8 protein-coding genes and 2 pseudogenes are annotated in these 11066 nt (G+C 37.6%); 7 read left to right on the top strand and 3 right to left on the bottom strand.

The window, feature by feature from the left end; genetic code table 11:
• Positions 1-544 precede the first annotated feature (544 nt).
• Positions 545-1476 (bottom strand): annotated as a pseudogene (locus H592_RS23085) (IS110 family RNA-guided transposase).
• A 386-nt stretch (positions 1477-1862) separates the two neighbouring features.
• Between H592_RS23085 and H592_RS23465 the strand changes: the two are divergent.
• From H592_RS23465 to H592_RS23075, 5 genes are all read left to right on the top strand, one after another.
• A complete protein-coding gene (locus H592_RS23465; RefSeq protein ID WP_051369305.1) occupies positions 1863-2180 on the top strand; it encodes a helix-turn-helix domain-containing protein in 318 nt (105 codons plus the stop codon).
• The gene (locus H592_RS0120835) at positions 2165-2476 is read left to right on the top strand and encodes a HipA N-terminal domain-containing protein (RefSeq protein WP_028870464.1); all 312 of its coding nucleotides are present in this window, start codon (positions 2165-2167) and stop codon (positions 2474-2476) included. The genes H592_RS23465 and H592_RS0120835 overlap by 16 nt, the downstream gene beginning before the upstream one ends.
• A 46-nt stretch (positions 2477-2522) precedes the next feature.
• On the top strand, positions 2523-3554 hold the full coding sequence (locus H592_RS0120830) for a type II toxin-antitoxin system HipA family toxin (protein WP_028870463.1): 1032 nt from the start codon (positions 2523-2525) through the stop codon (positions 3552-3554).
• Positions 3555-3972: 418 nt separating this feature from the next.
• Entirely contained in the window at positions 3973-5112 is a 1140-nt protein-coding gene (locus H592_RS0120825; RefSeq protein ID WP_028870462.1) for an RNA-guided endonuclease InsQ/TnpB family protein, read from the top strand.
• A gap of 96 nt (positions 5113-5208) precedes the next feature.
• On the top strand, positions 5209-6108 hold the full coding sequence (locus tag H592_RS23075) for an IS1595 family transposase (RefSeq protein WP_051369304.1): 900 nt from the start codon (positions 5209-5211) through the stop codon (positions 6106-6108).
• Positions 6109-6270: 162 nt separating this feature from the next.
• On the opposite strand, the gene H592_RS0120815 is transcribed toward H592_RS23075, so the two are convergent.
• On the bottom strand, positions 6271-7650 hold the full coding sequence (locus H592_RS0120815; RefSeq protein WP_028870461.1) for a Fic family protein: 1380 nt from the start codon (positions 7648-7650) through the stop codon (positions 6271-6273).
• Between the two features lie 229 nt (positions 7651-7879).
• Here H592_RS0120815 and H592_RS23070 point away from each other — a divergent pair, with 229 nt between their 5' ends.
• On the top strand, positions 7880-9823 hold the full coding sequence (locus tag H592_RS23070) for a pyruvate formate lyase family protein (protein WP_342665433.1): 1944 nt from the start codon (positions 7880-7882) through the stop codon (positions 9821-9823).
• 263 nt (positions 9824-10086) lie between these two features.
• Positions 10087-10316, top strand: a pseudogene (locus tag H592_RS23795) (IS66 family transposase); the annotation flags it as partial.
• 440 nt (positions 10317-10756) lie between these two features.
• Here the strand turns inward: H592_RS23795 and H592_RS0120805 are convergent.
• Positions 10757-11066, bottom strand: a 310-nt coding sequence (locus tag H592_RS0120805; protein ID WP_028870460.1) for an IS1595 family transposase, incomplete at its 5' end; no start/stop codon positions are given.

Raw genomic sequence — 11066 nt, 5'->3', positions numbered from 1 at the left:
CTGCAGTTATTTGGTTAAGGTTTTGAACGAACGATTTAGTATTCATAGTCTTTACCTTTAATACGTTATGATCACTTATAAGTATAGACAACAATTAACAGGAACAGAGCCAAAAATTTATTGTTGAAAACGCGAAGGTTTATTCCTGAAATGGGTGCGGAATGTCGGAAATATTAGAAATTGAACTTATTTATGTGAATTTAGGAATACATGAATGTATCTGAAGGTCACTTTGTTGTGGCTAAGTAATATTAGCCACAATTTTATAAGGTTTCTAAATTGCTATGGGGCATATATGGACGCCCCGTTTATTGCAAGTTTTGATGAGGGTAACAGTCTGCTGTCATATATCCGACGTCTTGGTAGGTTATCAATAACCTGCGCCATGATGTAATCCGAATCCTGTCTCCTAATCACAAAGTCGACATTTTAAATGCCAAGCCCCAAAGCAGGTTTTTACAGGAACGGTGGACCGTTTTTCATCAAGCATTGCAAACTTAAACTAGGGTGTAAACTTTTCTTACTTTATATTTTTATTGATCCATTATGCTGTTTTAAATGCACAACTCGCTTTAAATTCATCATTTGTAGTCACAATTGCCCAGGCAATACGCGTTAACTTATTCGCTAGGGCAACAATTGCTTTTGTTTTACCACTTCTTAATGCAAGCGCATTGAACCACCGACTTAATGCATCTGTTCGTTCAGGCGTATATTTAGAGACAGATCTTGCTCCATGAATGAGTAAAGCTCTGAGTTCGTTATTACCATTTTTGGTTATCTTTCCAAGTTTAGTCTTACCACCTGAACTAAACTGCCTAGGAACTAGACCGCACCATGCTGATAATTGCCTTCCATTCGAGAACTGTTTTCCTGAACCAACTTGGCTTAAAAATGCAGCTGTTACAATTGGTCCAAAACCGGGGATCGCTAGTAAAGCTTGATAACGTGGTTGTTGTTTGCAAAGCGCTTCAAGATCTAAAGATAATGACTTTATTTCATTGGTAAGAGTGTTAATTTCTGAAAGATGACACCATACTCACTAGCTAAACCTTTCAGTTGATTTGCAGCTGCTAATCGTTGCTCTACTCTTCGTTGCCTGATACACCTTATTGATTTGATATCTTGTAGTTCAATTGTTTTAGTTGGAACCCCATGAACACCGGGTCTAAATGCTGATTCACATATAGCTCGAGCATCATTAGCATCATTTTTTTGATGGCCTACGAATGGTTTAACATGTTGAGGAGGAATAAGTTTTATTTCAAATCCCATTTTAGCAAAGGTACGAGCCCAGTAGTTTGAACTACCACATGCCTCCATAGCGATTAATGTACCTTCAGGGAATTGACGTACAACATCTAAAAGGCGAGCTCTGGTTACTTTTTTATTGGAATGTATCTTGTTTTCGTCAGTAAGAACACAGACCTGAAAATAATGTTTTGCTAAATCAATACCAACCACTTTAATATTCATGCGATGCTCCTTTGGTAAAATGATATGCTTTAAGTATGTCGCATATAACGCCATTAGGGTGGGGCGTCCATCACATCACAAAGCGAGATAGGAAATATGGTTTATTTCACTCTAAATTAGTGGCCAAAATCACTTAGTCACAACAGTTCTAATTCAAACGCATAAGCATAAGAACAGAAGGAGAAAAACTCCAATTACCTTTCAAATTTAACCAATTTTAAAATGATCTCTAAAAAATTTCAAACATAAAGCAGATAATGATTATTCCAACCAAAAATGAAATAAAAATTTAGTATTCAATAAAAAACAATCTTATTTGAATCTTTTTATTTGAGTGATGTCATATTTAAGCTAATATTTAACTATATAATAATAAAAGGTCATTTATGAACACTGATTCAATGCTAAAAATTCGACATGAAATTGATGAACTACACAAGTCGCTTGTTGAAACAGTCGATGACTTAGAATCAAAAGCCACTAACCCAAGTGATGGTGTTGATCTCAATGACATGAATGAACTAGCAAAACTGATGAAATATAAACGAAAGGAAATTGGAATTTCAATGGAGGACTTGGAGCTTCAAACCAGCCTTTCATATTCAACACTCAAACGTATATTTTCTGACCCTTCGAGCGCCCGTTTTTCAAGCGTTATCATTGTGCTAAAAGAACTAGGGATAAACTCATGGGCAGAAAAGTAAATGTTTTTATGTTTGGCGTTCTGGCTGGGACACTCGAAGAAAAAGACGATAAATACGTTTTCACTTACGATGAAAACTACAAAGGCAAACCTCTATCGCTAAGTATTCCTACCTCTGCTCTCGTCCATGAAAGCAAAGAGTTGCACCCGTATTTCAAAAGCCTAACGCCTGAAGGCTGGCTAAAGAAAAGATATTCTGAAATACAAAGGATTGATGAAAGGGATACATTCGGATTTTTAATCGCAAATGGAACTGATCTCCTAGGCGCAATTACAGTCGAGTCGGTGCTCGAGTAGTTCGTAACTCAAGATATACATGACGCTAAATACTTAAGAGAAACCTATGAATTTAGATAGATGCCTAATTACGCTAGAGCCACTTAAAGGAAAAAAAGAGCTCGCTGAAGGATATACCAGAAAAGGAGTTAAATACCTGACAGGAAATACCAGGATAAACACTACACTACCTTTCACTAGAAGCAGATTTTTTGAAGTTGAGCCAATTAACCAAAAAGGCATGAGCATCTCTGGCTACCAACCAAAATTATCGCTGTGCATCATAAATGACCAGTTTGATATTGTAAAAAATAGTGCTACTTACATCCTAAAACCATCTCCAGAGCAATTCCCAATGCTTGCAGAGAATGAGCACGCAATAATGCTTGTAATGCAAAAGTTAGGGTTTGATGTACCCCCATTCGGTCTTGTGGCATTTTCAAAGGAGAAAGATGAAGATCCTGTAGAGTACGCTTTTATTATTAAACGCTATGACAGAGTGAGCGAGTTAGAAAAAATCCACCAAGAACAGCTAGACGGCTCTATGAACGTTGTTAACAAATATGGAAAAATCGACGATGTTTCAAAAGTGAGTTACGAACAAGCATGCAAATTTTTAATCAAGAATATTGACTCAAGCCTAAAGTTCAAACAAGACCTTTTTTTGCGGGTCGTTTACGCTTATGTGCTTGGGAACAATGACCTGCACTTGCGTAATTTTGGTATACTCGTGCCTAAAATTGCTCCTGATAGCTTAGCACCTGTTTATGACTATGTATCAACCATTCCATACTTCGAAGGCGATCCACTCGCTTTACCGCTGTTAGCGCTAGAGGAAAATGAAACAGATTTAGCGCCGGGCTTTAACACACAATATGGCACCTACATAGGGTATGACTTTATCTTATTTGCCAAGGCAATCGGTATTAGCGATAAAATGGCATTAAAACTACTCCATAATGTAACCAACAAGAATGCTTCCATCATTCTAGATACCATTAACGCTAGTTATATGAAAGATGAACACAAAGATAAAGTGAGCAGTTGTATAAACCTACGGTTAAAAGCTCTCAAAGAAACTGATTACCAACCTCTTTAGTAAGGCCAAAGTCACTTAGCTTCGCTAATATCAACATTCCAAGGCATTAAATCCGTAAGATCGCCCATAGGCTGACGTTTTGGTAACGCTGCAAATAGGGCTATGTTGTCTTTCGGTGTGGGTAAACTATACTTAATGTACTGAAACCTAATAACGGTAGGTGCAACATGGCTTCCAAGCAGTTTCAAAATATACTACATAACGTTACCAGTTTAGCGCGTAAAGCCCCGTCATTTATGTCGGGGATATAAGCGCGGATTGCGAAGCAATCTTGCTTTTGAAAATAATGTAAATTATTTTTGTATAGTATGATTAAACTCATTGGTGCACAAGGGTTTTCGTTAAGGAAACCCTATTGAAATTGATAAAAAATAAGCCTAACCTCAATCCAACTATTTAATTTTAGGATGAAGCTAACGTGGCACGTAAAGCATACAAATTCCGTTTCTACCCAACACCCGAGCAGGCTTTGCTTTTAGCAAAGTCTTTCGGGTGTAAACGGTTTGTGTGGAATAACACGTTAGCTTGGCGAAACAAAGCTTACAAAGACGACGGTGAAAGTATTTCACAATCACAAGCCGAGAAACGGCTTGTGATACTTAAAGAAGAATTTCCATTTCTGGAAGAAATCTCTAGCGTCTTGTTCCAACAAGCCCTGCGCGACCAAGCGCAAGGCTTTAAGAACTTCTTTGAGGGTCGTGCTCAGTACCCACAGTTTAAAAAGCGAAACCGCCGCCAGTCTTTTAGACTGACGAAAGCGGCGTTTCGCTTAAAAGAAGATGAGTTGTACATAGCGAAAAGCAAAGAGCCTTTGAATGTTGTGTGGTCAAGGGCGCTGCCAAGCGCCCCGACCTCTATCACAATTTCCAAAGATTGTGCTGGTCGCTATTTTGTCTCATTGCTTTGTGAGTTTGAACCCAAGTTTAAGCCCATCTCAGCGAAGCTGACGGGCTTTGACCTTGGGTTAACCCATTTGCTAATAGATAGCGATGGTAACAAGTATGACAATCCTAGGTACACATTAAAGTACCAAGTTAAATTAGCATACTTGCAACGCAAGTATGCTAAGAAGAAAAAAGGTTCAATGAACCGTGAAAAGTTCAGGCTTAAAATTGCCAGACTTCACGCTAAGATTGCAGATTGTCGTACCGACAATCTGCATCAACTATCGACACAATTAGTTAACGAAAACCAAGTCATTTGTGTAGAGAGTTTAGCTGTGAAGAACATGGTCAAGAATCGTAAGTTAGCCAAGCATATCGCCGACGCAAGCTGGGGCGAGTTCACTCGTCAGCTTGTGTACAAAGGCGATTGGCTTGGTCGTTCAGTGATTGAAATTGATCAGTGGTTGCCAAGCTCAAAAGCTTGCTCAACTACTGGCTGTGATTTTAATCATAAGAAGTTGCCATTAAATGCCCGTCATTGGACGTGCCCCGTTTGCGGGGCAGTCCATGACAGGGACGTAAATGCAGCGATCAATATTAAAGCGGCAGGGCTTGCCGTCTTAGCCTGTGGAGTGACTGGATCGGGGATAAGAAGAACACGCTCACGCGTGTAATTCTTGTCTAGTGAAAGCATGTTGAAGCAGGAACACTTGTTGGGTGACTAACAGGAATCCCCCTCCTTTTCTGAGCTTGCTCAGACACGAAGTGAGGTGGGGGAGGACGTCAAAAATCTAAACTACGCCCAGCTTAAAAAACTTCGCCATGAAGTCGAATCAAATATAGCTAGCAATCAGGTAGGTCAAGCTATTGCCGATCATGAAGAAACAATATCTCACTGTCTTCATTGTAATTCTCATCAATTAAATCGTTGGGGGATGACAAGGCAAGGAATTCAACGGTTTAAATGTAAATCATGCAACAAAACTTTTAATGCACTTGCTGATTCACCTCTTTATCGCATGAAAAAATCGGAGAAATGGATTGAGTACACGAAACTAATGTGGGAAGGAGTATCCTTGAGGAAGTCTGCTAAAGCCTTAGACATAACGCTTAGAACGTCATTTCGCTGGCGACATATGTTTATCAAAGCCCCTGCCAGCTTCAATCCATCAGAACTTACAGGAGTTATTGAAGCCGATGAAACATTCTTACCGGAATCTTTTAAAGGTAAGAGAGTTATTGACCGTAAATCACGCAAACGTGGTGGTGGACGAATCAAACAAGTCCCTATCTTTATTGCGCTTGATCGTAGTGGTGCTGTATCGCACAAGGTTTTAGAGCGCAATACAAAAGAAAATATTCAAGCCCAATTAAAACCGCTATTATCATCAGGCTCAGTGCTTTGTACGGATGGTAATTTATCATACAAAGGTATTGCGAAGGAACTAGATGTTGACCATAAGCGATTGATACCACTTGATAATCAACTAGTTATCGATGGTGTATACCATATTCAAACCTTGAATAATTACATGAAACGCTGGAAAGGTTGGTTGAAAAGGTTTAATGGCATTGGAACAGACTACGTTGAGAATTATTTAAGTTGGTTTAGATTTATGGAAGATAACGGTGAGTATTCAGATCAAACGTGGATAAAAGAGGCTTTATGATCTTAATTTTAAACTACAACATAGCCATTCAAGAAAGTGCTCAGCTAAAAAAATAATTAAATCAATTTCAGAAAATACTTAATCTTATAGGTGTTACTGTTTTTTTTGTGTTTACAAAAGTGTGTACATTAGTTGGGGTCGCAACATGCGATCTCAATCAATTTATGGTGTAAATCCACTATCATCAAGTTGTGATAATAGCTCATTTAATTTCTCTAGATGCTCAGGGTTACCATCAGAAAAAACTTTATACTTATCAATAAGTTTATTTAATTGCTTATTTGGAGACTGATGAAAATTAATGTTTCTCTGAATATCCTCTGATAATTTCCTGATACTGATCTCTATTAACTTTTTATCGTTTCCTTTCGGAAAGATATTAAATACAGGCTTTTCTTCAATAAGGTTTATATGGTAACGCAAGCTACGTCCACCAGATTGAGATGGAGTTAATATACCTTTTTGAACAAGATCTTTTAAATCACGCGTAGCTGTAGCTGATGAACAGTTAGTTATAGACTGGTATTTATCAGGGCTTATCCCACTTTCAATCAAACCTTTCTCGCCAAAATCAAAGAACTTACTAGTGATTTTTTTCTGACGTTTATTTAAGCTTGTATCTTTGTGATGATCCCAGAAGATAGATTTCTTTAAGATGAAATCAATTTTGTTTTTAGCATCAACTTGGGCATTTTTTGTTGTTTCAGAAAACCATTTTACCCAGTTGGTTAGATCTACAGATGGGTTAATACGAGAACTTTCGGCAAGCATTTTGTAATATTCATCTCTATTTTCATTAATTGTTGTAGATATACTAAATAAAGGTGGTATTTCAAAATCCTGAAATAGTGCATGTTCTGATATGGCACGAGCTATACGTCCATTGCCATCACCAAAAGGATGTATTGAGGTAAACCACATATGAGAAATTGCAGAGCGAACAGGGCCGGGAAGGAATGTGCTATTATCATTAAGTGGAGATGTTTCATTGTACCAATCAATAAACGCAGCCATTTCAATTTCAACTGTTTCACCTGGAGGTCCTTCGAAAACCACTTCTTCATAATCACCATTACCAGTAACAATATCTACTGGTCCATTACGATAATCGCCTACTTTAATATTTCTTCTAGCGCAATAATCCTCTTGTCCTGTTAAAAGTAGTTTATGCCAACTACAAACAATTTCTTTAGATAAATTATTGGTAAAATTGTTGCGAACATCAATAAGCAATGAAGCAATACCATTTTCTTTATGGAAGATACCTTTAGGTTGAGATAATTCTAGATCTAAATAACGAGCAACAGATGAACGCACTTCTTCACGATTTAAGTTTTCACCCTCAATTTCACTGGTATTAATTGCTTCTTCAACCATTAAGTAGATATAGGCTTCAGATTTATTATTTTGATCAAGTTGGGAAACTTGCCCCTGAAGATTAGAAGAAATTTTAGTATATTCACTTATGATCTTGTTAATACCATTAGATTGAAATGTAAATTTTGGCCAATTAGGATGTTGCCAGTTATATTTTAAGCTCATATTAGTTACCTTTTGTATTCTAATCATAATGACATTATTTTTGATTAGAATAAAGGGCTTATTCTAATCATTCCTGTATTTTAATCAATATAAGCATGTTTTTGATGAGAATAACCTCTCTATTCTCATCATTTTTATATTTACGATAAATTTTGAACGGCATTGCCAGTAATCCGCCTATTCCAATTTTCCAGCCAATAACCCACACTAAACTACAACATAGCCAAAAATTCTGAAAAAAGGTTATCGCGGTGTTATTGAAGAAGTAAAAAATGCAATGACAGCTGCTGACAAAACTTCTCCTGAGTATCTGAAACAACTACCTTTTTGGGAATCGATTCTTATCTCTTGTAATGCAGTTATAAAATATGCCAATAGGTATGCTGATTTAGCAAATGAAATGGCAGAAAAAGAAACAAATGCTGAGCGTAAAGAAGAGCTGCTCGCTATTGCTAAAAATTGTAAAAAAGTACCTGAACACGGTGCTTCAAACTTCTATGAAGCTTGTCAATCTTTTTGGTTTGTTCATATGGTTATCAGCATAGAATCAAATGGTCATTCAATATCACCAGCTAGATTTGACCAATATATGTACCCTTATTATAAGATGGATACTAAATTAAAAGATTTTGATATCAATAAAACTCAAGAATTAATTGATTGTATTTGGATAAAGTTTAACGCCCTCAATAAAGTAAGAGATGCTATTTCCACAAGAGCTTTTGGGGGCTATCCTTTATTTCAAAATATAATTGTGGGTGGTCAGACTACAGATGGGAAAGATGCGACTAACGATCTTACATATATGTGTATTGATGCCGCGGCGCATATACGATTATCTGCCCCTTCTTTTTCAGTGAGAATATGGAATAAAACGCCGGATGAACTTCTTCTAAGAAGTTGCGAGCTTAGTAGCCTCGGAACGGGAATGCCTTCCTACTATAATGATGAAGTCATTATCCCTTCTCTTGTAAACAATGGGCTTACTCTAAAAGACGCCAGAGATTACGCAATAATTGGTTGTGTTGAACCTCAAGTCCTAGGAAAAACAGAGGGATGGCATGACTCTGCATTCTTTAACCTAGCAAGACTTCTTCAAATTGTTGTTGATAATGGTATGTCAAATGGTAAGCGAATAGGCCCTGAAACAGGAGAGTTTACTGAATTTTCTTCAATGGAAGAAATAATAGATGCTTATAGAAAACAAATGGAATTCTTCGTCTACCAACTTGTAAGTACTGATAATGCTATCGATCTAGCACATGCAGAAAGAGCGCCTTTACCTTTTTTATCTTGCATGGTTGACGACTGTATTTCTACAGGGAAATCGCTTCAAGAAGGTGGTGCACACTATAACTTCTCTGGTCCTCAAGGTGTTGGGGTTGCAAATGTAGGAGATGCTTTTGGAACGATCAAATATCTTGTCTTTGATACTAATCAACTTACGTTAAGAGACTTAAAAGAAGCACTTTCAACAAACTTTGGTGAAGATGCAAAAAATGAAGGTGATAAAAGAAAACATGAAGAAATAAGACTACTTATAAAAAATAAAACACCTAAATTCGGAAATGACATTGATGAAGTTGATGAATTAGCAAGAGTCGGTGCTTTGATTTATTGTGAAGAAGTAGAAAAATATACAAATCCTAGAGGAGGCAATTTTCATGCTGGGTTATACCCCGCTGCTATCAATGTATTATTGGGCGATCTTATCGGTCCGTCTTTAGATGGAAGAAAAGCTCGCGAATCATTAGCTGATGGGGTTTCTCCTTGTGCAGGGGCTGATACAAATGGCCCTACAGCAGCAGTCAATTCAGTTGCAAAATTAGATCATTATATTGCATCTAATGGGACTCTACTTAACCAAAAATTCTATCCAGGATCAATTAAAGGAACTAAAGGACTGCAAAATCTAAGCTCTTTATTGAGAGGGTATTTTGACCAAAAAGGACTACACATTCAGTTTAATGTTGTTGATAGAGAAGTCCTAATTACCGCACAAAAAAATCCTAATGAATACAGAGATTTGGTCATTCGTGTAGCAGGTTCTGTTAACCATAAATCATGGGTCATTGTTTTTCGTTGTTCTTCAGCTAAGCCTTCAGTAGCTATCTGCATGCATCGCTTAATGTGCGCCCTTGGCTTTCAGCCATTAATTGAGCTAAGCGTTTAGTTTCTTCATCAATCCTAAATTGTATGCGAGTATCCATAATAGTTACCTTAATTTTATTGTATACTCACAAATGTTAGTGCTGGTGTTGTGCGTAGGCAACTAACAGTTGGTTTTGTTCCTTCGTCGCTTATTTTAACCAACCACCTGTATCGAGTGTTGCGCCTTTAGCGGAGTCTCGGATCCCTGTATCACTTATCTGCGATTTATCTCCCCATCAAATTCAGATTGTTACCGCGATGTGTGTTTCACCCTAAGACGTAACAGAGCGAGCAGTCTACCCCTTTGTGATAGGGCGAAAGAACTGGTTATTTAGCCAAACGTATTTAGCCAAACGGCAAAGGGGGCCCATGCCAGTGCGACACTTTACAGTATAATTGAAACGGCCAAAGTCAATGATCTGATCCCATTTGATTGCGTGATTGCTTGCCTTGAAGAGTTATGCCAACCAGAGCCTGATATAGACAGCTTGTTACCATGGAATTTTAAAAAGTAGGTGTAGTTAGCTAGACGCTTCCGATAAACTAGCAAGTTACTCTGCAGCAAAAAAATAATTATTGCTAAGCGTAGGACGCTCAACTATTCAGTATGAAAATGACGGGAGGGAGTCCTCACTTCAGACTAATCGGCAGCATGAAAGGCAAATGCGGAGGTTAAATTCCATTGGCAGGTCAACGTTTTTTAATTGCCATGCGTGGTGAATAACTTATTTCGACCTGGCGTCATTTGATGCAAGCGAAGTACTATCGTCTTTTCCGTTATCGAACATTTATAGAATTGAATAGGGTTAGTTGTGTCCAAAATTTAGCTTAAGGTGTATTTGATCGATATCACTCAGCTCAGGTCGATAAGTTAACAATACCTTTTTTAAGTCTAAGTAACATGGGTATATCATCAGATAGTGTTTTTATTTGGCTCTGTTCCATTACACTGTTGTCACCTATAAGCGGCGAGTAAAATTTGTTGAAAATCATACTTTGCGCTGCTTTCTCTAAACCAAGTTAGATAATGCGGTAAATACTTAGTCGCTACCCCTTTCATTCTGCCTACCACCCAACTCTTAAAGTGAGTGATTGCACCATTAACGGTTTGGATGTGGTAAATATTTTCTATTACTCTATTTTTTCCATTGATTAATCGTTTATGATCACAATTCTTGTGCTCTGCAATATTCACATAAGGCCATGCTCCATCACTACAAAGTACGGAGTTACTTATGATATGTGGTTCGAAATTCGCTTCTATT

Source organism: Psychromonas arctica DSM 14288 (genome assembly GCF_000482725.1).
Lineage (GTDB): Bacteria > Pseudomonadota > Gammaproteobacteria > Enterobacterales > Psychromonadaceae > Psychromonas > Psychromonas arctica.
The sequence above is the reverse complement of the archived record's forward strand: the minus strand, read 5'-3'. Positions and strand labels throughout refer to the sequence as shown.

Bases quoted from the DNA above. Each gene is read 5' to 3' on its own strand.
- H592_RS23465 (WP_051369305.1), top strand. From the start codon at position 1,863: ATGAACACTGATTCAATGCTAAAAATTCGACATGAAATTGATGAACTA.
- H592_RS0120835 (WP_028870464.1), top strand. From the start codon at position 2,165: ATGGGCAGAAAAGTAAATGTTTTTATGTTTGGCGTTCTGGCTGGGACA.
- H592_RS0120830 (WP_028870463.1), top strand. From the start codon at position 2,523: ATGAATTTAGATAGATGCCTAATTACGCTAGAGCCACTTAAAGGAAAA.
- H592_RS0120815 (WP_028870461.1), bottom strand. From the start codon at position 7,650: ATGAGCTTAAAATATAACTGGCAACATCCTAATTGGCCAAAATTTACA.